Annotated in this window: 16 protein-coding genes; 6 read left to right on the forward strand and 10 right to left on the reverse strand. The window is 59.3% G+C overall.

From position 1 onward, the window contains the following. Positions 1 to 99: 99 nt before the first annotated feature. Both H8F22_RS19820 and H8F22_RS19825 read right to left on the reverse strand, forming a co-directional pair. Entirely contained in the window at positions 100 to 1,425 is a 1,326-nt protein-coding gene (locus H8F22_RS19820) for an APC family permease (RefSeq protein ID WP_059182220.1), read from the reverse strand. Between the two features lie 238 nt (positions 1,426 to 1,663). After that, the gene (locus H8F22_RS19825; protein WP_194940586.1) at positions 1,664 to 2,485 is read right to left on the reverse strand and encodes a carbon-nitrogen hydrolase family protein; all 822 of its coding nucleotides are present in this window, start codon (positions 2,483 to 2,485) and stop codon (positions 1,664 to 1,666) included. Positions 2,486 to 2,614: 129 nt separating this feature from the next. Here H8F22_RS19825 and H8F22_RS19830 point away from each other — a divergent pair, with 129 nt between their 5' ends. Together H8F22_RS19830 and H8F22_RS19835 are read left to right on the forward strand one after the other, a co-directional pair. Continuing rightward, positions 2,615 to 3,415: a helix-turn-helix transcriptional regulator gene (locus H8F22_RS19830; RefSeq protein WP_027922800.1), complete on the forward strand. Its 801-nt coding sequence runs from the start codon at positions 2,615 to 2,617 to the stop codon at positions 3,413 to 3,415. Positions 3,416 to 3,476: 61 nt separating this feature from the next. Further along, positions 3,477 to 5,096, forward strand: coding sequence for an FMN-binding glutamate synthase family protein (locus H8F22_RS19835; RefSeq protein ID WP_027922799.1), 1,620 nt, complete (start codon positions 3,477 to 3,479; stop codon positions 5,094 to 5,096). On the opposite strand, the gene H8F22_RS19840 is transcribed toward H8F22_RS19835, so the two are convergent. The 3 genes from H8F22_RS19840 to H8F22_RS19850 form a co-directional block, all read right to left on the reverse strand. Then, a complete protein-coding gene (locus H8F22_RS19840) occupies positions 5,074 to 6,603 on the reverse strand; it encodes a glycosyltransferase family 39 protein (protein WP_059182218.1) in 1,530 nt (509 codons plus the stop codon). The two genes, H8F22_RS19835 and H8F22_RS19840, sit on opposite strands and share 23 nt — an antisense overlap. Beyond that, on the reverse strand, positions 6,600 to 6,974 hold the full coding sequence (locus H8F22_RS19845; protein WP_027922798.1) for a GtrA family protein: 375 nt from the start codon (positions 6,972 to 6,974) through the stop codon (positions 6,600 to 6,602). The genes H8F22_RS19840 and H8F22_RS19845 overlap by 4 nt, the downstream gene beginning before the upstream one ends. Positions 6,975 to 7,083: 109 nt before the next feature. Beyond that, positions 7,084 to 8,589: a glucosyltransferase domain-containing protein gene (locus tag H8F22_RS19850; RefSeq protein WP_059182217.1), complete on the reverse strand. Its 1,506-nt coding sequence runs from the start codon at positions 8,587 to 8,589 to the stop codon at positions 7,084 to 7,086. Positions 8,590 to 8,837: 248 nt separating this feature from the next. Here H8F22_RS19850 and H8F22_RS19855 point away from each other — a divergent pair, with 248 nt between their 5' ends. Further along, on the forward strand, positions 8,838 to 9,962 hold the full coding sequence (locus tag H8F22_RS19855; RefSeq protein WP_027922796.1) for an OpgC family protein: 1,125 nt from the start codon (positions 8,838 to 8,840) through the stop codon (positions 9,960 to 9,962). A gap of 56 nt (positions 9,963 to 10,018) precedes the next feature. On the opposite strand, the gene H8F22_RS19860 is transcribed toward H8F22_RS19855, so the two are convergent. Further along, positions 10,019 to 11,440, reverse strand: a complete 1,422-nt coding sequence (locus tag H8F22_RS19860; RefSeq protein WP_027922795.1) for an amino acid permease — start codon at positions 11,438 to 11,440, stop codon at positions 10,019 to 10,021. A 611-nt stretch (positions 11,441 to 12,051) separates the two neighbouring features. On the opposite strand from H8F22_RS19860, the gene H8F22_RS19865 reads away from it, so the two are divergent. From H8F22_RS19865 to H8F22_RS19875, 3 genes are all read left to right on the forward strand, one after another. After that, a complete protein-coding gene (locus H8F22_RS19865) occupies positions 12,052 to 12,510 on the forward strand; it encodes an REP-associated tyrosine transposase (protein WP_059182216.1) in 459 nt (152 codons plus the stop codon). A gap of 267 nt (positions 12,511 to 12,777) precedes the next feature. Further along, complete coding sequence (locus H8F22_RS19870; protein ID WP_027922793.1) at positions 12,778 to 15,894, forward strand: transglycosylase domain-containing protein; 3,117 nt, start codon at positions 12,778 to 12,780, stop codon at positions 15,892 to 15,894. Positions 15,895 to 16,045: 151 nt separating this feature from the next. Then, entirely contained in the window at positions 16,046 to 21,118 is a 5,073-nt protein-coding gene (locus tag H8F22_RS19875) for an NEL-type E3 ubiquitin ligase domain-containing protein (protein WP_194940587.1), read from the forward strand. Positions 21,119 to 21,161: 43 nt separating this feature from the next. Here the strand turns inward: H8F22_RS19875 and H8F22_RS19880 are convergent, their stop codons facing one another. The 4 genes from H8F22_RS19880 to H8F22_RS19895 are packed head-to-tail and all read right to left on the reverse strand — an operon-like array spanning position 21,162 to position 26,219. After that, the gene (locus H8F22_RS19880) at positions 21,162 to 22,427 is read right to left on the reverse strand and encodes a hypothetical protein (RefSeq protein WP_194940588.1); all 1,266 of its coding nucleotides are present in this window, start codon (positions 22,425 to 22,427) and stop codon (positions 21,162 to 21,164) included. Further along, on the reverse strand, positions 22,424 to 22,912 hold the full coding sequence (locus H8F22_RS19885; protein ID WP_194940636.1) for a CS1 type fimbrial major subunit: 489 nt from the start codon (positions 22,910 to 22,912) through the stop codon (positions 22,424 to 22,426). The genes H8F22_RS19880 and H8F22_RS19885 overlap by 4 nt, the downstream gene beginning before the upstream one ends. Before the next feature lie 5 nt (positions 22,913 to 22,917). After that, positions 22,918 to 23,658, reverse strand: coding sequence for a pilus assembly protein (locus H8F22_RS19890; protein ID WP_027922789.1), 741 nt, complete (start codon positions 23,656 to 23,658; stop codon positions 22,918 to 22,920). Between the two features lie 38 nt (positions 23,659 to 23,696). Beyond that, positions 23,697 to 26,219 carry a TcfC E-set like domain-containing protein gene (locus H8F22_RS19895; protein WP_194940589.1) on the reverse strand — a complete coding sequence of 841 codons (2,523 nt, stop codon included), beginning with the start codon at positions 26,217 to 26,219 and terminating at the stop codon, positions 23,697 to 23,699. Between the last annotated feature and the right edge of the window lie 92 nt (positions 26,220 to 26,311).

The following is a 26,311-nucleotide window of genomic DNA, read 5'->3' on the forward strand; positions in this document are numbered from 1 at the left end:
CTGCTCGCGATAGCGGTGTATCAGTCGACATCAATGGTGAATGCCGGACCGCTATCGCGAGCAGGCTCACTCCTACAACGGTTTTTCGGTGTCAGGAATTCAGGTGGCTTCCTGGAAATCCATTTCCGGAGGCTGGCGACGGAAACCGCCAGTCAGCACCGCCAGGTACACCACGCCAATCGCCAGCCAGCTCAGGCCCAGGTAAATCGCCAGGTGATCGAGACTGACCATCAGCCACAAGTCTGCCGCCAGGCCGATGAACGGGAATATCAGGAACAGCAGCAGTTCACGCGGGCCTTTTTTCTCGCCGCCGATCCAGTAGTGAAAGATCACCGACAGGTTTACCAGGCTGAAGGCGAGAAATGCGCCGAAGTTGATGAACGAGGTCGAGGTGGTGACGTCCAGTTTCAGCGCCAGCAACGCGACGACGGCGCACAACAGGATGCTGTTGACCGGGGTGCCGAAGCGTTCGTGCAAGGTGCCGAAGAACGATTTCGGCAGCACACCGTCGCGGCCCATGGCGAACAGCAGGCGCGAACCGCTGGCCTGCGCCGACAGGCCCGAGGCGAACTGGCCGACGATCAGGCCGATCAGGAAGATCGAGACGAACAGGTCGCCGCCGATGTTGCGGGCGATTTCATAGGCCGCCGAGTCGACGTTGTCGAACTGGAATGACGGGTGTGCGACCTGTACGAAGTAGGAGACGCTGACGAAGATCAGCCCACCGATCAGGGTGATCAGCATGATTGCCCGCGGGATGGTGCGGCGCGGGTCGCGGGTTTCTTCGGTCAGGGTGCTGACCGCGTCGAAGCCCAGGAACGAGTAACAGGCGATGGCCGCGCCGCTCATGATCAGCGGCATCTGCATGTCGCCGTTGAAGAACGGTTTGATCGACCACAACGGCGTGCTCGCATCGCCACCGACGTAGTGGATGCACAACACGACGAAGGCGATCAGCACCAGGGCCTGCACCAGCATCAGCAAGGCGTTGATGCCGTTGGCCAGCTTCAGGCCGACGATGTTGATCGCGCTGGTGATGCCGATGAACGCCAGCACCCACAGCCATTGCGGCACCGCCGGGAACGCGGAGTTGAGGTAGGCGGCGCCGATCAGCCAGATCGCCATCGGCAAAAACAGGTAATCGAGCAGCACCGCCCAACCGGCGATGAAGCCGAGCTTCGGGCTGATGGCTTTGCGTACATAGCTGTAGGCCGAGCCCGCGACGGGGAATGCCGAGGCCATTCGGCCGTAGCTCATGGCGGTGAAAAACATCGCCACCAGTGCCGCGAGGTACGCGGCCGGCACCATGCCGGCGGTGGATTGAGCGAGGATGCCAAAGGTGCCGAGCACAATGATCGGCGTCATGTAGGCAATGCCAAACAGCACCACCGAACCCAATGACAGGGTGCGTTGCAAACGAGCCATGAGCGACTACTCCGAATTTATTAGATTTATGGCAGAGCCGAGTTCGGCGCTAAATTTCGGGGGTTACGTTGTTGTTTTTGGTTCAAGGGACAAACAGGTGTGTCGTCTGTCAGGGCCTCATCGCGGGCAAGCCCGCTCCCACAGGGATCCTTGTGGATACGGATTTTGTGAACGACATAAATCCTGTGGGAGCGGGCTTGCCCGCGAAAGCGTCAGTCCCGACAACACAGAATCCGGATCAGCGCGAAGGAATCAGCAGCTCCCGAACCCCGCAAGCCCGCTCCACAATCTCCCCCGGCAACTTCAGCCGTTGATCATCCAGATACCGGTAGTCCTTGCGTGCTGCCTCCAACCGGTTGAAATCCAGCTCAACCGTGAATTGCCCCTCATGGCGTCCCGCTTCGAACAACAGCGTGCCCAGCGGATCCACCAGCGCACTGCCGCCAGCGAACACCAACCCGTCATCACCCGCTTCCACCCGATTGACCATCAGCGCAAACGCCTGGTTTTCCTGGGCACGGGCCATGATCGCGGTGCGATGCGTCGGGCCGTAGGGGTCCATGTTGCCGTTGGTGACGATCAGCAATTCGGCGCCCAGTTGCGCAAGGGCGCGGGCGGTTTCCGGGAATTCGATGTCGTAGCAGATCAGCAGGCCGACCCGCACACCGTTCCACTCGCAGGTGGCGTAACGGTCGCCGGGCTCGAACACGCCGCGATCCGAGGCCCACAAATGCGTCTTGCGGTATTTCAGCGCGATGCCTTCGGGGGTGATCAGCAGCGTGGTGTTGTAGAAGCGACCGTTGTCGTTCTCGGCCATGCCGATCACCACGGCGATGTTGCGCTCACGGGCGGCGGCGAGCACTGCGCTGACGGTCGGGCCGTCCAGTGGTTCGGCGGTTTGCGCCACGGTGTCGGCGGTCGGAAAGCCCATCAGGTGGGTTTCCGGGAAGACGATCAGTTGCGTGTCGGCAGCGCAGGCCGCAATCGCCACCAGGGCGCGTTCGAGGTTGTACGCGGTGCCGTTGTCACGGCCCGCCAACTGGGCGAGTTCGACTTTCATCGGTATTCCTTGTTCTTGGGGAGGCCGGGCGGCAGAAAGATTGCCCGGCCGGTTTCTGTGCGCCAGTATGCGCAGCAAGCCAGCGGCCGGGGAATCACGCCGCTGGGGTAACCCGATAGGGGTAGAGGCATGACACTTTCGCTGGACGACATCGCTTGGCACCGCTCGGTCGGTCAACTGATCGACGCCCTGGACAAGCCCAATTTCTGGACGCAACTGGTGCGTCTGCTGGATCAGTACGTGACCTTCGACAGTTGGGTGGCCCTGCTTTTCAGCGCCGACCAGCACCCGCAAGTGTTCGCCGAATGCCCGGGCGAGGACGGCAGCCCGGATCAGCTGTTTCAGGATTATCTGCGCGGTTTGTATCTGTTGGACCCGTTCTACATCGCCTGTCGCGAGCAGTCGCGCACCGGCCTCTATCGCCTGTCGGAAGTGGCACCGGAGCACTTTGAGCTGACCGAGTATTACCAGCGCTACTTTCGTCTGAATGTGGTCGCTGATGAAATCCAGTTCAATTGCCAGCTCGAAGGCGACCGCACGTTGTGCCTGTCATTGGGCAGCAAGCAACGTTTCAGTGGCCAGCAGATAGCCTTGCTGTCGCTGATCCAGCCGTGGGTGCTGGGCCTGTTGCGCCAGCGTCTGCCCTATGAAATCAACGAAGTCGTGGCCCTCGCGCCGTCGCCACCGCAACCCGACTGGCGCGTGCAGCTGGAAGCGTCGGTGCAGCAACTCAAAGGCGCGCAACTGACCGCCCGGGAACTGGATGTCGGGCGGTTGATGCTCAGCGGTTGCTCCAGTAAAGAAATCGCCCGTAAGCTGGAAATCTCCGTGGAAACCGTGAAAGTCCATAAGAAACACATGTACAGCAAGCTGGGGATCAAATCCCAGTCCGAGCTGTTTTCGATTTTTCTGCAGGCACAGAATGCCTGATACACCGCTCTCCTACAGAGATCTCTGTGGCCACAACCGAGTCCGACCCCAAGGAAACCGTATGAGCCTGTCACTCCTGAGCCGCTACGCCTTCTTTGCCGCTTGCGTGATCTTCACCCTCGCCAGTCTGCCTTTCCTCGAATACGACTGGCTCTGGCCGATCACCGCCGTCACCGGTGTGCTCAGCCTGATCGGCCTGTTCGATCTGCTGCAAAGCCCCCACGCGGTGCGCCGCAACTACCCGATTCTCGGCAACATTCGTTACCTGGTGGAAGGCATTCGTCCGGAAATCCGCCAGTACCTGCTCGAATCCGACAGCGATGCCCTGCCCTTCTCCCGAGCCCAGCGCTCGCTGGTCTATTCGCGCGCCAAGAACGAAAGCGCCGACAAGCCCTTCGGCACGCTGATCGATGTGTATCAATCAGGCTTCGAGTTCATCGGCCACTCGATGCGCCCGGCGCCGTTGAGCGACCCGAGCAGTTTTCGGGTGATCGTCGGCGGCCCGCAGTGCACGCAACCGTACTCGGCCTCGGTGTTCAACATCTCGGCCATGAGTTTCGGCTCGCTCAGCGCCAACGCGATTCGTGCGTTGAACCAGGGCGCCAAGCTCGGCAATTTTGCCCATGACACCGGCGAAGGCAGCATCAGTGCTTATCACCGGGAAAACGGCGGCGACCTGACCTGGGAACTCGGCAGCGGCTACTTCGGTTGCCGCACCGCTGACGGGCGCTTCGACCCGGAACGCTTCGCGGCCCAGGCGCAAACCCCGCAAGTGCGCATGATCGAAATCAAGATGAGCCAGGGCGCCAAGCCCGGCCACGGCGGGATTCTGCCCAAGCACAAAGTCACCAAGGAAATCGCCGAAACCCGCGGCATCCTGATGGGCGAAGACTGCATCTCGCCGTCGCGGCACAGCGCGTTTTCCACGCCGATCGAACTGATGCACTTCATCCAGCAACTGCGAGAACTGTCCGGCGGCAAACCGGTGGGCTTCAAGTTCTGCCTCGGTCACCCGTGGGAATTCATGGGCATCGCCAAAGCCATGCTGGAAACCGGCATCCTCCCGGATTTCATCGTCGTCGACGGCAAGGAAGGCGGCACCGGCGCCGCGCCGGTGGAATTCACCGACCACATCGGCGTACCGATGCGCGAAGGTCTGTTGTTCGTGCACAACACACTGGTCGGCCTGAACCTGCGGGACAAAATCAAACTCGGTGCCAGCGGCAAGATCGTCAGCGCTTTCGACATCGCCAGCGTCCTGGCCATCGGTGCCGACTGGGCCAACTCGGCACGCGGTTTCATGTTCGCCATCGGCTGCATCCAGTCGCAGAGCTGCCACACCAACAAATGCCCGACCGGCGTCGCCACCCAGGACACCTTGCGCCAGCGCGCACTGGTGGTCCCGGACAAGGCCCAGCGGGTGTTCAACTTCCACCGCAACACGCTCAAAGCCCTGGCTGAAATGTTGGCGGCGGCGGGTCTCGATCACCCTTCGCAGTTGTCGGCCAAGCATCTGGTACGACGCATGTCGGCGACCGAGATCAAGTTGTTCTCGCAGCTGCATGTGTTCCTGAAACCCGGGGAGTTACTCACCGGTGAAGTGAACGGCGAGTTTTACTCGCGGATGTGGCAGATGGCGCGGGCGGATAGTTTTGAGCCTAATGAGGTGGCTGGTGCGTAATGAGTGCTTGCGCGCCAATCCCGACAGGGGTTGGCGTTGCAGCGCGTGTAAACAGTCGAGCTTCTACGTCACCTCCATCAATCATCATTGTTTGGTTCCAGTATTGCGCGAGTACCCTTTCATCTTTCGCTGGAGTTTTATCTGTTATCCACCAGACTCGTTTGGTCGTGGGTGCCCACACCGTAAAGTCCTCGAAGATGATGTGATTCGAACGTCGGGGCAGAAGCGCCCAGCCACCCTGATCAGGATAGCCCCAGAGCACCGGTTTATTTGAAGGGGTGTAAATCCTCGGTTGCGTGCCTGTGGTGTTGTAGTACGTAAACGGCAAGTACCAGGACAAACTGTCGATCATGATCTCGTCACCCGGTCGCCAACTACGGTTAATCATGGCCGCCACCCTATCCATTTTAATATCCATGCCATTGCCATCTTGGTAGTACTTGAAAAGCCCCAGCACTTCTCCGGTTAAAAACACGGTCAAAACGCCCATAGCAAGAACACGCTTTTGCGGTAACCAGAAACTTAGAGCAACAGCAACAATAAGCGGTAACCCGAGGGCTGCGAATAAAAGGTATCTGGGGACAAACGCAGGTGCTAACAGAGCGATCAAAAAAAGCGTAATAGCCGGTACAAAAAAATACCCGACCAGAAGCCCCCTGTAACGACGGTCACTCTGATCGTTCAACAACACCGATGCTGCGCACACAAGGATCAACAGTGTCGGCAGCACGCGCCATCCTGACTCTTCCGCTACCACGTTACTCATCACCATGAACGGCCAGACGACCGTCAAAACGGTGTGCCACGTAAGCGGTGGTATCCATTCGAACCCGCACCTTCGTAGCAGATGCTCAAGGAAATGAGGCAGCCACGGCAGGAACAGCAAGACAATCAAACCGTTGGCCAATACCCATGCCCGATCAGATACCCCTCGCGCTCGCCACCAGAAAAGCCAATGCACCAAGACACACAGCCCGGCGAAGTAATGCGTATAGAAAGCCGCGGTCATCAACAGCACATACAGGATCGCAAAGCGTTTTCGCTGCGGTGCATTGACCCAGCACACCAACGCCACGGTCGCGGCCATGAGCCAAAAACCGAGCGTCGTGTACATGCGGATTTCCTGGCTATAGCGAACCGAAATCGGCAGCAATGCCAGCAACACAGCCGCAATCCAGGTCGCCCTGCGCGTCGCTATCAGGCTCATCAGTTTGATGCTGAGCAACAAGGTGCCGACATCGGCCAGGGCACTCAGCGATCGCGCTGACAACACACCATTGCCGAACACCAACATCCAGTAATGCAGCAACACATAGTAGAGCGGAGGATGAACATCCCGCGCCGTGGTGGACCAGATTTCCGCAGGCGAACGCTCGGCTAGCAGCAGGCTGTAGGCTTCGTCGTACCAGACACTCGGCGTGGTGATGGCGTGAAATCTCACGAATAACGCGATCGCCACCACCACAGACAGCGCCGCCACCTCCCCAGTACAGCGCGAAATTTTCACGCCTCGCGCTCGTGCAACAAGACCAATCTCGAAAAGATGATTCCGCAGATCAGACTCAAGACCGAAAACGAGCCGACGGTCAACAGCCCATGGACCTTCCAGACATCGGCGTAATGTCCAACAACGAAACTCATGACGCCCATAAAGAAGACATACAGCAGATAACGAAGTACCGACGTCCCGGCTTCAAACGTGTACAGCGCATGAACATAGAAGGAAAACGTAGCTGCCACACAAAATGCCGAAAGGTTACTGGCCGCCTGACTTATTCCGGCGGCTGTGTTCAGAATATAAAAGAGCTGCCAATGAATCAGTGTATTGGCCACGCCAACCACCGCGTAGGTGGAAAACTCTTTCCATAAGGCTTTCATGTCCGTTCCCTGGCTGTTTGCTGTTTCAGGCGTCAACCTAAAGCCAGCGCAAGATGTGCGTCTACTGTCAGAACTAACAGGTAGCGCAGCCTTCCAGACCAACGGTCGATTACCACTGCAGCGTGGTCACCCGAGGCGGCTCCTTCATGACGATGAATCCGTAATCCCCCAGCAGATAAATGCGATAGAACAGGCTGTCCACCAGCGGTGGATAACCCTGGTACCCCACCCACGTGGCGTTGCGCCGTTCCTTTTCCCTGACCACGTTGGTGATGCCTGTTTTCGGCAGGTTTTCCGCGAGCATGTAGAAGTCGATGTTCAACAGGTAGTGCAATACCGGCAGTTGCTTGAATGACCCGGCGGCGGCCACCAGCCAGTGATCCGAATAACTGACCGACAGGTAAATGCGCTTGGCGTTGCGCAATGCGGGGCGGGAGGCGATGTCGGCACTCAAGGCATACAGCGCGTTGGTCGAGAAGGTCTTTTGCAAGGTCAGTACGCGGCCATAAGCGAAGGACAACGAGAGCGTCGCCAACAGCGGGATTAACAACAGCAAGGGCAGCTTTCCATGCAATGACGCCAGCACCCGATGACTCAGGTAGAACAGTAAAACCAGCACAACGCCAAAGCCCATCAAGGTTCGGGCGCCTTCATTGAAGTCGCGGAAAAACAACGAGATGCCGGGAACGAGCAACATCAAAACCGGCAGCATCAACAGACACGCAATACCGATCACCGCTTTGTGCAGGCCCGTGTCCCATCGCGCCAGCACACCCCGCCCCACGCACACACCACCGGCGATGGCGCACAACAACAGCGCGCCGAATACCCAGGCAAACCCGCCATGAAACAGCAGCACGATTTTTTCCAGGACCCGGCCGGCATTGATTTCAACTTGCAGCAGCGGCGCGGCCGCACCGTTCAACATCGAGGTGCGGGTTTGACTCATGCAGGCAAACGCCGTGGCGTAATAGATCAAGCCTGCCAGCACCAACTGCGCGACTTTCCAGCCGAGCAATCGGCACCACGCGGGCCACGATAATCGATCGTTGGCGCCCCGCAGCAGCTCCAGGCAACAGAGCCCGAGAAACACATTGATGCTGACCTGATAAAGGCCGATGGCCAATGCGATCAACAGTGCCGGAACCGTGAGTTGCTGGACGCGCGAGAGGCTGCGGAAGGTAATCGCGTAGATCACCGCCACCACGCTCAGCGCCATGGTCGGGCCGTCGTATTGGTACGACAGGTTTTGCAGGAAAAACGGGTTGTACCAAAGTGGCAGCAACACCAGGCAATGGCCGAACGTCGGTTCGGGGAAATAATGGAACGTCAGGCGCGTCAGGGCGGCGCTCATGGCCAGGGTGGCAATCAACAGGGGCAACGGAAAAATATTGGGCGCGGCACCGCTGAAGGTCAGCAGGTAATAGAACCATTGCGCGAACAGGCGGCCCTCCTCCGTCCACGCCGCACCGGCAGCGAGGGAACGCCAGTTGTCATCGATATAGGGGTAATCCGCGAGGATCAGCGGCAGGGCATACAGCAGCGTCGCGAGAAGAAACAACAACCAGACCTGACGGCCTGCGAGTTCTTTGTCGAGCCAATCGCTGATCTTCATGCCGGCGCCTCATGGGAATTCCGCCTTCAATCGATAAAGCTTTGAACCCGACGGTAGCCAGAGATCGCGGGGCCGCGCGGCTTTTAGACAGGCGGTTATCGTTCGGCGATGCTTAGAGACATTCGGTAATACCCGGACTTTTGCAATTACCCGTAAATCACGGCACCCTGCGCGCCGCCGATGTGCGGCGCGTTACCCTTTGTGGCGCCGTTCGCTCCTACTTCAAAACCGTTCAAGAGCCCGCCGCCATGACGACTGAACGCGATCACCGAATCGACTTTTTCCGAGGCCTGGCACTGATCTTCATTTTCTGGGATCACGTGCCCCACAACCCCATGGGTCAAATCACCCTGCGCAATTTCGGCTTCAGCGATGCGGCGGAAATCTTTGTGTTCCTGGCCGGTTATGCGGCAGTCCTGGCCTACGGCAAGATCCTCGCGCGCGACGGTTATCTGATCGCCTGCGTGAAAATCCTGCGCCGCGCCTGGGTGCTGTACGTGGTGCACATTTTCCTGCTGGCGATGCTGATGGGCATCGTGTTTTTCGCCAACAGCCATGTGGAAACCCGTGATCTGGTCGAGGAAATGGGCCTGCACCACTTCATCAGCAACCCGCAGCAAGCATTGACGGATGAACTTCTGTTGCGCTTCAAGCCGAACCTGATGGACCCGTTGCCGCTGTACATCGTGCTGCTGGCCGGGTTGCCGCTGGTGCTGCCGATGCTGGTGCGCAAAGCGTGGGCGGTGGTGGCGGTGTCGTTGACTGTTTACCTGCTGGCGCCTTCGTTTGGCTGGAACCTGGCCGCGATCAAGGACGGCGTGTGGTACTTCAACCCTGTCACCTGGCAACTGCTGTTTGTGCTCGGTGGCGCAGCGGCGATTCACGGGCAAAAGCCCCGGGCGGCCGAGACGCGTCCGCTGCTGCGCCAGCCGTTGTTTGTCGGTGCGGCGATGTATGCGGTGCTGGCCGGGGTGATCACCGTGTCCTGGCGCTGGCCGGAAATACATGATGCCGTGATGCCAACGATGCTGAGTAATCTGCTGTACCCGATCAGCAAGACCGACCTGTCGCCGGTGCGCCTGCTGCACTTTCTGGCCCTGGCGTATGTCACGGCGAAACTGTTGCCGGACACGGGCTGGACGCAACACTGGCTGGCCCGGCAATGCTCGCGCATGGGGCGTTATTCGCTGGAGGTGTTCTGCCTCGGCGTGTTACTGGCGCCGTTGGCCGACATGGTCAACGCCCTGACCGACGATGCGTTTGCCATGCAAATTTTCACCGCACTGGTGGGGGCCGGGTTGATGGGGTTGTTGGCGGTCTGGCTGGAGTTCAATAAACGCCTGACGCGATCACCGCAAAACGCAATCGCCTGAAACCAAAAAGCCCCGGTCATCTCGACCGGGGCTTTTTGCATTTCAAACGTTACGTCTTACGAAGCCGAATGCACCGCGCCTTGCGACGCATTGGTCGGTTGCAACTTGAACACGTAGAACAACACCGTCAGCAGCACCAGGAACGCCGGGCCCACATACAGCGCCACGCGGGTGTCCGGGAAGTACGCCATCAGGCCGACCACCAGCACCAGGAACGCCAGCGCCAGGTACGAGCTGACCGGGTACAGCCACATTTTGTATTTGAGGCCGGCACGTTCGCTGGCGCTCAGGCCTTGGCGGAATTTCAGCTGGGCCAGCAGGATCATCACCCAGGTCCAGATCGCACCGAAGGTGGCAATCGCGGTGACCCAGACGAAGACCTTCTCCGGCACCAGGTAGTTGAGCAACACGCCCAGCAGCAATGCGCCCATCGACAGCAGCAAGGCGCGACGCGGCACGCCGTTGCTCGAAGTCTTGGCGAATCCGGCCGGGGCCTGGCCGTTCTGCGCCAGGCTGTAGAGCATGCGCCCGGTGCTGAAGATGCCGCCGTTGCAGGACGACAGCGCGGCGGTGATCACCACGAAGTTGATGATACCGGCGGCGGTCTTGATGCCCAGACGCTCGAACGTCATCACAAACGGGCTGCCCTGGGTGCCGATTTCGTTCCACGGGTAGATCGACAGAATCACGAACAGTGCGCCGACGTAGAACAGCAGAATCCGCCAGAACACCGAGCCGATCGCATCCGGGATGGTCTTCTGCGGGTTCTTGGCTTCACCGGCGGTCAGGCCGATCATCTCGACGCCAAGGTAGGCGAACATGACCATTTGCAGGGACATCAACACGCCTTGCACGCCATTAGGCATGAAACCACCGTGAGCCCAGAGATTGGAAACCCCAAGCGCCACGCCGTCGTTACCGAAGCCGAACGCGATCACGCCGATGCCGCCAACCACCATCGCAATAATGGTGACGATCTTGATCAGGGCGAACCAAAATTCGAATTCACCGAAGGCTTTGACCGCGATCAGGTTGATGGTGCCCATGCTGATCAACGCCGACAGCGCCCAGATCCAGCGCGGCACATCGGGGAACCAGACGCCCATGTACACCGCTACCGCCGTGATTTCCGCGACGCAGGTTACCAGCCACAGGAACCAGTAATTCCAGCCGGTCAGGAAGCCCGCCAAGGGGCCGAGGTAGTCTTGGGCGTAACGGCTGAACGAGCCGGCGACCGGGTTGTGCACGGCCATCTCGCCGAGGGCGCGCATAATCACCAGGATCGCCAGACCGCCGATGATGTAGGAGAGCATGATGGCGGGGCCGGCCATTTCGATGGCCTTGGCCGACCCCAGGAACAGACCGACGCCGATACAGGCACCGAGTGCCATCAAGCGAATATGCCGTTCGCCGAGTTCGCGTTTAAGCGGGCCGCCCTGAGCGGTCTCGCCGTGGGGCAGGTGATTGCCAGCTGGCATAGGGACATCCTCGTCTTGTTATTGGATATAGCCACCGAGTGTCGAAGCGCTGACCGATAAGCCATTGCTTGCCTGAAACCGGCCGTACTTCGTGAGCAGGACCGTCCTGTAGGACAAAACCTCCAGGATCAGCGGGACGTGCAGTATAAAAAGCATTGCCCAGGTGTTTTCACTCAATAAACCACAAAATGCAGCCACAACTCTCGGCAAAAGACGGTTTTGCGGAGAGGGTTTAACTGGCTAAAAGTGATTTCACCCGTGACAGAAAACGGCGCCGAGTATTGCACAGCATTGGTGCATCGTCATGCCCAGACCTTCGCCGCATTTACCTTGGGAGGTGTCTAGCTCAGCCATTCCAGACACCAACCCCCTGTGGCGAGGGAGCGTGCTCCCGCTCGACTGCGTAGCAGTCGCAATTCTGTGTTCAAAGGATTATCTGAAAGAACGTCATTGCGCTTATTAGTCTGCTTCGCAGACCAGCGGGAGCAAGCTCCCTCGCCACAGAGACTGTTCCTTCAGATGATTCAGACATTTCACTCAGAACTTGAAGCCACGCAGAAACGAAAGCATGGCGAAGGTGAACTGGACTATCAGCTCAAGGACGCAAAGGAATGCATCCACGCCCAAATTCGCACCTGCTGCGCCATGGACGCTGTTCGGAACCTGGCAGGGCCTATCTCATCACTGCAGTTACTCATCAGCGCCGTCGAATCTTCACTGATTGGCAAAAGGGCCGTTTGCTGGTCGCCGAGCTCAGGCGAGCCCACGAAGAGAAGTGGGTCAATTCGATAGCCTGGGTCGTCATGCCGGATCATTTCCATTGGCTGGTGCAACTCGAACAGCGCACCATGGCGCAACTCATGCAGGCCATCAAATCACGCAGCACGCTCACCATTAACCAGGCATCAAACAGTCGAGGAGCCTTCTGGCAAACCGGCTATCACGATCGTGCAATCCGCGATGGCGAAGAACTCCTGCCGTTCGCCCGATACATAGTTGCCAACCCGTTGCGTGCCGGGCTGGTGGAAAAAATCGGTGATTACCCCCTCTGGGATGCCTGTTGGTTGTAACACTACCCAAAGGCCACTACGGCCCTGTGGCGAGGGAGCTTGCTCCCGCTCGGCTGCGCAGCAGTCGCAAAACCTACGACCCCATTTACCTGAAAAACCACGATTGCCAGGTTTGGGGCCGCTTCGCAGCCCAGCGGGAGCAAGCTCCCTCGCCACAAAAAACAAAACAGATTGGAAAATTGTGCACTCACAATTTTTTCACCATCGCCAACCACCGTCTAAGCTTCAGACAAGTCAGATCAATCTGCGTGAATGGATCAATCGGCTATGGGCGCTTTGTGGCAAACCGATACGAGTAAAACTGTGGTCCCGACTGAACGTGTGGATGAAGCGCCGTCACCTGAAAAACCTCGCCCCAGTCGTGTCAAACACGGCTGGAAGGCGTTTTGGTTGTTGCTGCTGATCATCGCGATTGTCGTGGGACTGGCGGCAGCCAAGGAAATGCGCACCTCCAAATTCCAAGCCCGGGAAGTCAGCAAGTTTGCGGCGTCCCTGAGCTATTCCCTGGAACCAGGCCCCAGCGATGCCATCCGCTACCCTGGCGCCGGGCCTTTTGATTTGCGTCTGGGCTACAGCTCACTGGATGAGTTCCTGCCCCGGCTGCTCAAGCGCAATTACGTGATTGCCGCCCAAACCCGTTTTTCCCAAAAGTTGATGGACTACAGCGGCAAGGGCCTTTTCGTGCCCTACGCCGAGAAAATCCAGGCCGGCCTGTCGATCACCGACTGTCGCGCGATGCCGCTGTACCAGTTCAAATACCCACAACAGCTTTATTCAAGCTTTGATGCGATCCCGCCGGTGGTGGTCAACAGCCTGCTGTTCATCGAGAACCGCTTTCTGCTTGACCCCAAGCAACCCTTGGCCAACCCCGCCGTGGACTGGCCGCGCTTCGGCATGGCCGCGTGGTCGCAGGTGGCCAAGTTGATTCACCTGCCGGGTCAATCGGCGGGCGGCAGTACCCTGGCGACACAGCTTGAAAAGTATCGGCATTCGCCCGATGGCCTGACGGTGTCGGGTGCGGAAAAGATCCGGCAGATGATCTCCGCCACCGTGCGGGCCTATCAGGCAGGTCCGGACACCCTCGAGGCCCGGAAAAATGTGGTCCGCGACTACCTCAACAGCGTGCCGCTGTCCGCCGTGCCCGGCCACGGTGAAGTGCATGGCATGGCCGAAGGGTTGCGCGTCTGGTACGGCGCCGACTTCGACAAGGCCAACGAAACGCTGGCCAGCCCTGCCACCGATCCAAAGACGATGGCCGCCAAAGGTCTGGCCTTGCGTGAAATACTGTCATTGATGATTGCCCAGCGTCGCCCTTCCCACTACCTGACCAAGGGTCGTGATGAACTGGCTGACCTCACCGACAGCCACATTCGCCTGCTCGCCCAGAACAACGTGATCGATGCGCCTTTCGCGGCAGCGGCACTGGCCAGCAAGGTGACTTACCGCGACTGGCAAACCCAGCCGACCATTCAGCCGATCGAAACCAACAAAGGCATCAGCGTGGCGCGCAGCCGTCTGGGCGGGTTGCTCAATCGTCCACTGTACGACCTCGACCGCCTCGACCTGTCCGCCACCAGCACCCTGCAAGGTGAATTGCAAAGCCAGGCTACCGAGTACCTCAAGCGCCTGGCCGACCCGGTGTTCGCCACGCAGATCGGCTTGATGGGCGAACGCCTGCTCACCCCCACCAGCACCACTCAGGTGCGCTACAGCTTCACCCTGTTTGAACTGACGCCGGACGGCGCGCGCGTGCGGGTGCAAACCGACAGCACCGACCAGCCGTTTGACATCAACGAAGGCAGCAAGCTGGAACTGGGCTCCACCGCGAAAATGCGCGTGCTCACCACCTACCTGCAAATCATGGCGGAACTGCACGATAAATACGCCGGGATGAGCATCCCGGAACTGAAGAAAGTCGATGTCCCCGATCAGGACCGCCTGAGCCGCTGGGCGGTTGACTACCTGATCGAAAACAAGGATCGCAACCTGCCCGCGATGCTCGGTGCCGCGCTGGATCGCAAATACTCGGCCAGCCCCGGCGAAGCGTTTTTCACCGGTGGCGGGTTGCACGTGTTCCATAACTTCCGCAAGGAAGACAACGGCCGCATACCGACCCTGCGCGATGCCCTGCGTGAGTCCATCAACCTGCCGTTCATTCGGCTGATGCGCGACCTGGTGCGCTACACCACCTATTCCGGCCCCAACAACAGCGCCGAACTGCTCAAGGACGACCGCGATCCCCGGCGTCAGGAATACCTGGCCGATTTCGCCGACAAAGAAGGCACTTCGTTTCTGCTGAAGTTCTGGAAAAAGTACAAAAACAAGGACACCCAGGCACGGCTCGACACCTTCCTCGACGGCATGCGCCCGACGCCGATCCGCCTGGCAGCAGTGCACCGGTATCTGCTGCCACAAGCCAGCCAGGAAAGCTTTAACACCTTTGTGCGCTCGCACCTCAAAGGCGCCAAGCTCACTGAAAAACTCACTGACGAACGCCTGCAACGGCTGTACGAAAGCTACAGCCCGGGCACCTACGACCTGCCGGACCAGGGTTTCATCGCCAAGGTTCACCCGCTGGACCTGTGGCTGATGGGTTACCTGCTGAACAACCCTGACGCCAAGTGGAGCCAGATTGTCAAAGCCAGCCAGTTCGAACGTCAGGAAGTCTATAGCTGGCTGTTCAAAAGCAAGCACAAGGGCGCCCGCGACAGCCGTATTCGCACCATGCTCGAGATCGAAGCATTCCTCGACATCCATCAACGCTGGCAGAAAGTCGGCTATCCGTTCGATCACCTGGTGCCGTCGCTGGCCACCGCCATTGGCAGCTCCGGCGACCGTCCGGCAGCGCTGGGCGAGTTGATCGGCACCATTCTCAACGATGGCGTGCGCATGCCGACATTGCGTATCGACACGCTGCATTTCGCGGCGAATACGCCATACGAAACCAAACTGATCAATGACCCGGTCGCCGGCAAACGGGTGATGCCGTCCGAAGTGGCCACGGCCATGCGCGAGGCCTTGTCGCAAGTGGTGGACGCCGGTACCGCCAAACGTGTTTCCGGCAGTTTCATCACCCCCGATGGCAAACCCCTGGCGATGGGCGGCAAGACCGGGACCGGGGATAACCGCATCGAAGCCATTGGTTCCGGCGGGCGGATCCTGAGTTCGAAGTCAATCAACCGCACGGCCACCTTCGTGTTCTATATCGGTGATAGCCACTTCGGTACGTTGACCGCCTTCGTGCCCGGGCGCACCGCCGAGGCCTTCAAGTTCACCTCCGCGCTGCCCGTGCAGGTGCTCAAGGGCATGGCACCGATTCTCACGCCTTATCTGCAACCGGGTACGCATACGCAATGCCTGCCAGTGGAGGTCGCACGGCGCTGAAAAAAAGGTGGTAATTACCTATTTTCGGCATTGGTAATTCCAATGCTTTTGGGCGGCTGACACTGATTAAGCAGCGGTAATTCAGGCTTTTACTTTGAGCCTCGGGCGTTAGGCTGGTCACTCCACTTAACGCTCAAGGTTTATTAAAAGCATGACTGACTTACACGGACGTATATCAGCGCGACCGACACCGGGGGCCAATGACAAAAAAGGTCGCCACTACGATTTCATCAAAAGCCGTATCCATCCCACGTTCAAGGACGCGTCAGTGCGACGGATCCGGGAACTGAGCCTCACGCAAACGGCTTCAGGGTATTGGGCACAGAACATCAGGGGGTTCGATCACACCCCGCTACAACACGCCAACCTCGACCTCTGGTCCGCTCAAAACACCGTCGACCGGGTCATGGACAAGGTCCGAGGCGTTTACGAGTTCGCCGAACCGTTGCTGACCAGAGCGTTGCTGGAACAGTTCGGTGTCGACGTCGATGTAAAGACCACTTACCTGCACCTTTATCTACCCAAACAGCTTCCCTGGTATGCCAGCCACCTCAACGGCGTGGTGACCCGCACCGTTTCACTACTCGACGCGGCCCTGCATAACTTCGCGAGCCACGAAACCTGCGAGGCGGACTCGAACTTCATCAGCCAGCCCGATGCCCGCGGGCATTTCGACACCCTGGCGATCAAACGAAAAATGTCCATCGCCCAGTTCCAGACCCTGTGTCGCACGCTGGACATTGGCGCGCGCTACACGAAATACCTCGAAGAACAGTTGCGGCCCAGGGATGGCCTCGCCCAGGTGGTTTTAAAACACAAGATCATCGAGAACGAGAAAGCCGCGTTTAAAGCCGCCGCCAGACTGGCCGTCCTGAAGGGCGACATCGACGCCGATGCCGGTGACCTGATCCTGATGATGCTCGATGGCCAGCGCAACCTCACCCGCAAAGGCCGAATCATGCAGTTCGCCAAACTGTCCATGCTCGACAGCCAGCTGACCGGCATCGTCTTGATTACGCCGGATCTGAACCGGGTCCATGAGGTGGTGCCGATCTTCGCGTATGTCCCACAAGACCCCGAGCACCCGCTGAAAGAGTACCCCTCGACCCTCGCGCTGATGAAAGAACTGACGCGTCAGCTGCGCGACAACGATGTCATCTCCTCCACCGGCATGACCTACCAGCAATTCTTCAGCCGGTTCGTCGATCAATCCGATCGGGGGCATTTTTTCGGCGGGCTGCCACAACGCCTGTTTCAAGTGAAATGGCATCGCAAAGAGCCGCTGGACCCGAGGCCGAGCTGGCGCGAAGAGGCTATCACCGCCCCTCGTCTGCAGTTCAACACCGCACCGATCAGCGGCGAACTCTGGCAGTACCTGTTCGAGCAAAAGCTCAACAAGGTCCTCAATGACGCCCGTCACATCGCCGTATCAACCGCCGATGCCGATACTCATGCACGATGGGCCTGGTGGGAGAACTTCAAGAAAATCGTCTCGGACATCTTCAACATCGCCCTGATGGTCGTCACGCCGTTCGTGCCCGGACTGGGTCAGCTGATGATGGGCTACATGGCTTATCAGATGGCCAGCGACGCCATTGAAGGCCTCGTCGACATGACCCTGGGACTGTGGACTGAAGCCACCGAACACATTGTCGGCCTGGTCACCGATGTTCTTCAGCTGGAAGCGTTCGCCGCCGGTGCGCAGATCGGTGCGCTGGCACGCCTGAAACTGTCACCGCTGATCGAAGGCATGAAACCAGTCACGCTGCCCAACGGCGAACCCCGGTTGTGGCACCCCGACCTGAAACCTTATGAATGGCCCGATGTGCAGTTATCGCCGGACTCCAGACCTGACGCGCTGGGGCTGCACGCTCACGAGGGCGAGGCTGTTCTGCCGCTGGATGACAAGCACTACGCCGTGCAAAAGGATCCGCAAACCGGCAACTACCGGGTCAAACACCCGCATCGCGACAATGCTTACCTGCCCGAGTTGAAACACAACGGCCTCGGCGCCTGGACCCATGAAGCCGAGAACCCGCGAGCCTGGGATCGTCCGACGTTGATGCGCCGTCTCGGCCACACCGTGGAGGGCTTCAGCGACACGGAACTCGAAGCCGTTCGCATCGCCAGTGGTACCGACGACGGTGCGCTGCGCCGGATGTACGTCGACAACACGGCCCCGCCACCGTTACTCGACGACAGCCTCACCCGCTTGAACATCCAGCGCCAGACCCGCCAGGCCATCAGGAGGATTCGCTCAGGCCAGCCTCTGGATCCTTCTTCCTACTGGTTTGAACCGCTGGCGACTTACCTGGACGGCTGGCCCGCGGATAAAGCCCTGAAGGTCTACGAAAACGCCGACATGAGCGGCCGGTTCCGCCAGTACGGCAACGCCGATGCGACGGCCGAACAGACCCTGTCCACCAGTTTGTCGAACCTCATGAGCGAGCAATTTGCACCAGACCTTGTCGGGTTTCTCAACGAAGAAGAGCTGCACGCCGTGCTCGGTCGGTCCACCGCCCAACGTGAACGGGTGCAAGCCTTGCGCAATCGTCTGGCGGACGAAGCCGATCGACTGACCCCAGACATCATCAATCAGCTTTACCAAGGGGCCCAGGCGTTCGACGATCCGCCGCTGCGACTCATGCGCCACGCCTTTCCCGAGTTGCCGTCCCGTGCCGCAACGACGCTGCTGAACACCACCGACGCTGCCGACCTCAAGCGCATGATTCAAACGCAACGACTGCCCTTGAGCCTCAAGAGCCGCACCCGTGAGGCGGCCTTCGAAGCCCGGACCAACCACGCCTATGAAGGTTTCCATGACGGCGCGCAGTGGGTGGCGCAAACCGAAAGCCTGGTGCTGAACGCCTTGAGGATTCATACCGACACGTTCGCGCAATTGCGCATCGAGGTTCGCGAAGGCAACGATGCCGGCCCCTTGCGCAGCCGTGTGGGTGCCGAGGGCGCGTCGATGGTCCGGGTGTTGGTCAAGGACGATGGCAACCGGTTCGAAGTCTGGGACGGTGACAACCGAAAACTGCACGACGCCACTGATTTTTACGAAGCCGTTCTCAACGCCTTGCCGGAAAACAAACAGGCGCAGTTGGGTTATCGGCCAGGCCAGGGGGGCTTCTTCAAGCAATGGGTGATGGCCAAGACCGAGACACCGGCGCAGCGCCGCACGGCGCTCGCCGCACCGCCGATCCGTCCGCTGGCTGACCATGAAGACATGATTCTGTTGCGCGGTCCCGGCTTTTCCACCGTTGCCCCCACGCTCACCGAACGGGTGCAGGATATTTACCCTCACTTCAACGACCGCGAGGTCAATACCTTCGTTCGATCCCTCGGTTCGCAGGAGCAAGGGCATCAGACACTGACCCGACTGGACCGCGAACTGGACGACCTGCGTGTGCTGTTCAATCGCTGGCGCTACCAGCAGCCGGATACCTGGGGCCCGGATCAACACGGGTTCGTCAACAGTGGCGGCTTGCACATTGCCGAACGGTTAATCGATTGTTTCAAACGCAAGCCCACGGTCTTTGGTGAACGCAGCATCACGGCCGACGGCGGGTATGCGCTGGACCTGTCCACAGAGTTCAAGTCGCTTGACCTCGAACGCTGGTGGAAGGAGCTGCCGGATATCAAGCGCTACCTCGATCAGATCAGCACCTTGAATCTGGACCGCACGACCTTTTTTGAAAGCGGTCCCGGTCTGCTCAGTGACTTCCCTCATCTGCAGCAACTGAGTGCCCGCAATTGCGGCTTGACCCGACTCCCCGACGCCATCGGCAAAATGCACCACCTGCGGACGCTGCGGTTGATGAACAACAACATCACGTTGACCCCGTCTGCCGTCGAGCAACTGCGAAACCTGACCCGCATGGAAACCCTCAGGCTTGATGACAACAGGCAGTTGGGCCGGCTCCCGGACGTCGGACGCATGCCCAGACTGAGAGTCCTGAGCTTGAGCAACACCGGGGCCACCGCCTGGCCCGATGGCCTGTTCGGGCCTTTCAACAAACGTCGACCGCGGGGCTTCTTTCTGGATTTGCAGGAGAACCCGATCAACGTCATTCCCAAGGTCGTGCCCGGCTCGGAAGATGCCTTCCTCCTGGCGCGGACCCGCTTGTACGACGAGCGGCTCTCGGAGGCCAACCGGATCACCTTCAAAGCGTATCGACGATCCGTCGGCATCTCGCCAGAGCAGGTCTACGCCTATGCGGCACGGGACACGATGAACCTGTGGCCCATGAACGATGACTCGACATGGTGGAGTGCCGAGGTCTCAGGGCTGGGTACTTTCCGGGAGGAAGCCTGGCACGAATTGATGACCGAGCCTGGCTCCGAGGATTTTTTTGCCTTGATCCAGAAACAGACCCGCTCGGCCGATTACAAGGCCGGTGGTGATTTGCGTCAGCAGCTCAGCAATCGGGTATGGCGCATGATCGAAGCCATCGACCTGGACACCGGATTGCGCAAGGACCTGTTCGAAATGGCCAGGGCGCCTACTACCTGCGCCGATGCCGGGGCCCAAGTATTCAACCACATGGGCATCAAGGTGCTCGCCTCCGAAGCCTATGCCTTGTCGACGTCCAACGCCGTGCTTGAAAGCAAACTGGTGAACCTGGCCAGAGGTGCTGCTCGCCTCGCGCGCGTGGATGACATTGCCCGTGCCGATTTCGGCAGCCGCCCGGGCAATCCGGATGAGGTCGAGGTGTACCTCGCCTACGAAACCGGCCTGGCTCAACGCCTCGGCTTACCGTGGCAATCGGAGACGATGCTGTTTCGCACCATCGCCGGTGTGAACGCCAAAACCCTCGACACCGCCTTCGAGACGGTGATGTCGATGGAGGCCGGCGATGGGTTGGTCAACGACATGATCGAACAGCCGTTCTGGCAGAAATACCTGCAGGACACCTATCCGAACGAATTCCGGCGCAATGCCCGGTTTTACGAAACCAAGAGCGACTTGCTCGATGAGTTACGCGAAGTCCAACACACCTGGGCCCGTTCCAGGGACCAGCAAATTGCACAACGACGCGCCCTCAAACAGCGTCTGCAAGACCTCGCCCGGCGCCTGAATATCGATGACAGTTTGGTGTTGACGGGCCAGGACATGACCGATGAGGTCTACGGCCAATTGCTGCACGACATGGGTTACGAAGAAAAAGAGCTGAGCCGAAAACTCACCCGCGAAGCGTTGCAAAAACACGCACAGCAATAAACGGCAATCCCTGATGCATCGGGTGATGCATCAGGGTTCACGCTTAACCCACCTGCGAATCCCAAACCACCGTGACAGTGCCCGAGTACGTTCTGGCGACACCGGGCTTGATCATCTCCTCGACCTCATCCTGCGCAATTTCGAAGTGCAACGTGCCCGGTTTGCGATCGACATAAAAGCGCGGCTGGAACAGCTCGGTACCAATGCCGTCGCGCCGTAACGGCCGGCGGCTGACCGGTTGATCGGTGGCATCCACCAGGCCATTGGGCAGGGTCACGCTGACGTCGAGCGGCACGATATGGCCCGAAACCGGGTCGCGCACCGAGCAGCGGTTGCCATCGGTGCTGTACTGGCAGTCCAGGTTCATCTTGAAGCGACTCGATGAAGACACATTGAACGTCTGATCACGAAACAGCCGTGTGGGCTTGCGCCCTTGGGTCAGCCAGGCTTGCCAGCCGCCCTGCGGTACCAGCTCAACGCGATTGCCACCGGGTGGAATCTCGACCTTGAGGGTGTGCCGAACATCCAGGGAGAAGTTGAGGGTCAGTTGGTTGTCACTGGGGATCATGACATCGCCCATGTCGAAATCCTGACGTGGACCGACGGTGTACGGCATGGTGCCGGTGTATTTGCCCGACTTCATGGTCAGGGGGTTAGGCGTGCGCAGCTCATAAGCGAACACGAAGTAAAGGTAGCGAAAGGAAAGCGGAATATCGAACTTCGCCGTCTTGCTGCACACGCCCACCCCTCTGGCGACTCGCCAGAAACTGTTGTAGCCCGAGGGCCCTGCCGAGTGCCAACCCACACTTGAACAGGGTATCGGCGCATAGGCCCAACCGCCACCTACCCACAAGTCATCCCACCAACCTCCTCCGGTCAGTTCAGTGACAGGGCGGGGAATCGCAGCTTCGTGCCCGATCCCGCCGATACGAATGGAAAGCACCTCGCTATCACCCGACTCGTGGGTAACCACCACCTCTCTCCAGTCCGAGGGAACGCGGGCCATTCCTCCTTGCCGCGGGTCCGCATGGTTGGCCAGGATTGGCGCATTCGCCGTGAAGGAAATAGGCGCAATAAGGCTGAACAGCTTATAGGGCGCACAGGCTTGTGGAATCTGCCGGCAAAAACCTTCGGACGGGGTCATGTTGACGAACACGTTATTATTCGGCTCCGACGAATCCGGCTCGAACACCGCTTCGATGTCCATCACAGCGGCCTGTATGGGCAAGGCAAACACCGCACACAGCAGGCTGGCCGATGCAGCCCCCTTCAACGTCCGGGCTGATCGCTTATTCAATAAATTCATCATTTGGGCAACACCGCGTTGAAGACCATGTTGACGCTTCCAAAATAGTTGCCGGGTTTGTAAACCCCATCGGCGGGTGGCACAGGCAGCACTTCCAGTAAAACCCGCTTGCCCTGCGCGGCGTCGATCAGCGAAACCACCTCGCAGCTTTCCCCCTCGTTCAACAACTTTTCGTTGAACAGCACGCGCAATCCAATGTCATGGGCCTGCGTCCCGTTAGACAAGTAAGGCCTGCCCTCAAGGCGGGCTTCGATGGAACCGGCTTCGCTCTTCACATCGAAATACTTGCGCAAGCCGCCCAGGGTCGAGGTCGTCAGATTCCATGGCAATGACTGTTCGCGGTGAATCCAGCCGGGGTCTGCGGGAATGACGTAAAACGCCTGGCTCGGGACCGTCACGAATACTTCAAAGTGCTGCACTTCGCGGGCCGCGAACGCACCCTGGCAGGCCATTGCCGACACCATCAGGACCGTCAGTTGTCTGAACATAGTCATCAGCCTTTCACATCGAGTTTCTTGCGGCTCTCGCCTTCAACCAGCGTGAAGCGGTACTCGCGGCCAGCCTGTTTCTCGAACTCGAAATGGCGGCCGGCCAGAACATGATGCTTGGTGGTCGGCTGGCAGTCCTGGTCATTCTTGACCGAGCAATCCTTGAACTCATCGATCACCACCACGGTGTTGCCGGTATTGCGGATCCGGTACCTGGCCGCCTCGTTTTCGATCACGCTGGCGTAACGCGGGGCCTTGGGGCGAACGAAAAACACCGCGCCATACCCGGCCAGCACCGTGACCCCGGCGGACAGGGCTTTCTTGTACTGCTCACGCTCCTCGCCGGAGACGGCGAATTCGTCTTCCTTCTCGGGCACCACCGGTATGAAACGCACACGGAAATAGCGCTCTTTGTCGCGCTCGCCCATGTACAGCAACCGCGTGCCCTGCATGCCACTGGCGGGCACGATCAGTCGCGCCGGGCTGGCCATCAAGCCATCCCGGGAATTGCCCTCGGCATTGGATTTGAGCGGCACCTCCCGCGACTTGCCATCGGCGTCGTAGAGGATTTCAAGGATGTTGACCTTGACGAAAGCGGTGCTGTCGCCGCCGTTATAGACGCGTTTCAAAAAGGTACTTTTGTCACCGTCCAGGTAGTCGTAGACCGTGCCGATATTGATGTTCGGCCCGGCATGTGCCGTCTGGGTGAACAAACAAAAACCAATCAGTGCCAACCGACGTTTCATCGTCATTTACCTCATAAAAAAATTCGGGGTGTCGGGCATCAGCCTGCCGTCGGCGTCTCAAGCGTCAGGTCCGCCAGGGTGTCCGGCGTGCAACGCAGATCGCCAATCATCAGCACGTTGTTTTCCGTGCGGCCACGGCTCGGGTCGAGGCGGAACTGGCACAGCAACTGGTTGCCGTGGCGCACTTCCAGGGTCGGGGAACCGGCGTTCATTTCCATGGAGAAGAAGCCGTCCACCTCACTGACCCCGCGACTGGCGTGGTTGATGATGTGATGGCCCTTGAGCGGGTTGCCCTGGGGGTCGATCAGGCGACCGAGGACAGTGAGGGTTCGCATCACGCGAATCTGGCGATAATCCACGCCGCCCTTGTTCAGGTGATAACTGGAACGGACCGGCTGGATGGTCGCGGCAGGCACGTGGTTGCCTTCGAAATCGAAACTGACGGAGCTGCTTTTGTAGGCCGTGATCGGCACAAAATTGCGTCCGGGCTTGAGGACTGCGCTGCCACCGCTCAGATCGTCGGCACGTAAAGTGATGTCTTCGATGTCCGATTCGACATCGATGATCATGCCCGCACCGTTGCGGTGGTATTGGCTGGTCACGACCATTTTTTGCCCGCCGACGGCGACGGTGCTGTCGAGGTTCAGACCACCGGTGAAGTCGTTGTTGTAAGAGGAGCGCTGGATAAATCCGTCGGCGTTGGCCAGGTCCGATCGCATCGTCGCCATCGCGTTCATGCCGATGCCATAGGTGTCGGTGATCGCCGTGGCGGAAACGCTTTGCAGCAGGTGGTCCTGCAAGTCTTTGCGGTAAGTGATCGAGGCATTGTTGTCACGCCCGCCATCGCGATCGGTGCGGGTGCCGATGCTGCCGGACAACTGTTCTCCCGGGCCACCCAGCGCCACGCTCACGCTCAGGTCAAGGCCGCGATTTCGATCATTGCCCGAACTGACGCTGCCCGGCCTGTCGAACAGCGACAGGCGCCAATTGGCGTCGCTGCCAAACAGTTGCGTGCGTTGAGTCCAACCCAGGTCCACGCCGACGCCTTCGGTGTTGCCTTCACTGTGGGACACCCGGGCATTGACCGAACTTTTGCTGGTGAGGCGATGATTGAGAGACAAGGACGAGTTACTGGTCTGACCGATAAATACATTGCGCTGCCGCACGCGCGTGCCGTCGGGCAAAGTGTCGTAGAGCCGGGTGGTGTCGAGCCAGCTGCGGTTATGGCTGGCGACGAGGCTGCCGCTGCCGTAGGAATAAAGCCCCTGCACGTCGAAACCGGTGCCGTAGTCCTCGGTCTTGTAGACGTTGGCGAAGACGCTGGCGTTGTGGACGATGGCCCAGTCGACCGATGTGCCGTATTGCAGGGTGTCTTTCACTTGTCGACCCGACAGGCCGAGAATCACCCGCGGGTGCAGCAGGAAGTTGAATGCGGCGCCGGCAGTCATGTCGCCATCGGCCTGCTCATCCCAGTTGCTGAGCATTTTCGATTCACGCCCGGCAAACAGGTTGTAGCGCCAGCGCTCGTCATGATTGCGCCAATTGTTGGGCTTGTAGACCAGCTCCTGCGTGCTGGAGGTGATCTGGCCGTCTTCGATCAGCCGCACTTCCACGTCATAGATGCCGCCGGGCAATGGCCGCGTATCGAGGGTCTGCAAACCGGCGGGTATCGCCTGAGTATTGATCAGCAAGCCGTCGCGGTAGATCTCCACCGAGCCCTGACGATTGGCCGTGACATAGATCGGGTAGACCGCCGGTTTCGGGTTATTGATGGCCAGGCTGTCGGAGCTGCCGTACATGACGCCGAGCGCGGTGTCGGGGCTGGCGCCGAAGGAGCGCGGCTGACGGGTCAGGCCTTCCGAGGTGGGCGTGAACAAGCCCAGGCGCAGGAAGTTGCCTTCCAGTTCGCGCTGGGTAAAGAGCTCGTGCATGGCGTGATAGAGCTGATTGTCCACACCACCGAGGCGTGACAACTGCAGGTTGACCGCCTGGGTCCAGTTGCCCAGGCTGCTGCTCGCTTCCAGACCGTATCGACCACCGAGGTCCTGGTTCTGACCGCCATTGAGGTTCAGCTGGTTGCGCACGATCAACCCGGTGCTGCCGCCTTCGGGCTGGTTGTAATAGCGCTGCACCTGATCATCGCGTTCGGCGTTTTGCGTGAGGATCGACACCAGCGAGTTTTCCAGGCTGTAGTGCACGGCCAGCAGTTGTTCGGGGCAATTGGCTTGGCAGGCGCCCAGCACCACGCCTTGTTTCAGGTAGTTGGCCCAGATGTCGCGCTCGCTGGGCTTGATCATGCTGTCGCTGACATCGGTGAAGTCAACGAGGGTTATTCGATCGTCGCGGGTCAGCACGACCATCGCCTCACCGAGAAACTGTTGATCAAGTTCCACGCGCACCGCCAGCGGCACATCAAAGAAGTGCTCTTCGAACTCGCTCGGTAATCCCTTGGCTTGCGCAAGTAAACTTCGGGGTGTGTGGCCGTTGTCCGCTGGCGCGGCCAGGGCAGTCGCACAAAAACATAGGGCAAGCGCCGTCGCGATGGGAGTCATCGGGAACATGAACGAAATACTCTGAAGATAAATTCGTTGAAACCCGATCGACAGGCACAACCTCCCTGGCGATCGGTGAACGTTGCCAAGTAAGACAGAAC

Origin of the sequence: Pseudomonas mucoides, from assembly GCF_015461845.1 — a bacterium.
Taxonomy (GTDB): domain Bacteria; phylum Pseudomonadota; class Gammaproteobacteria; order Pseudomonadales; family Pseudomonadaceae; genus Aquipseudomonas; species Aquipseudomonas mucoides.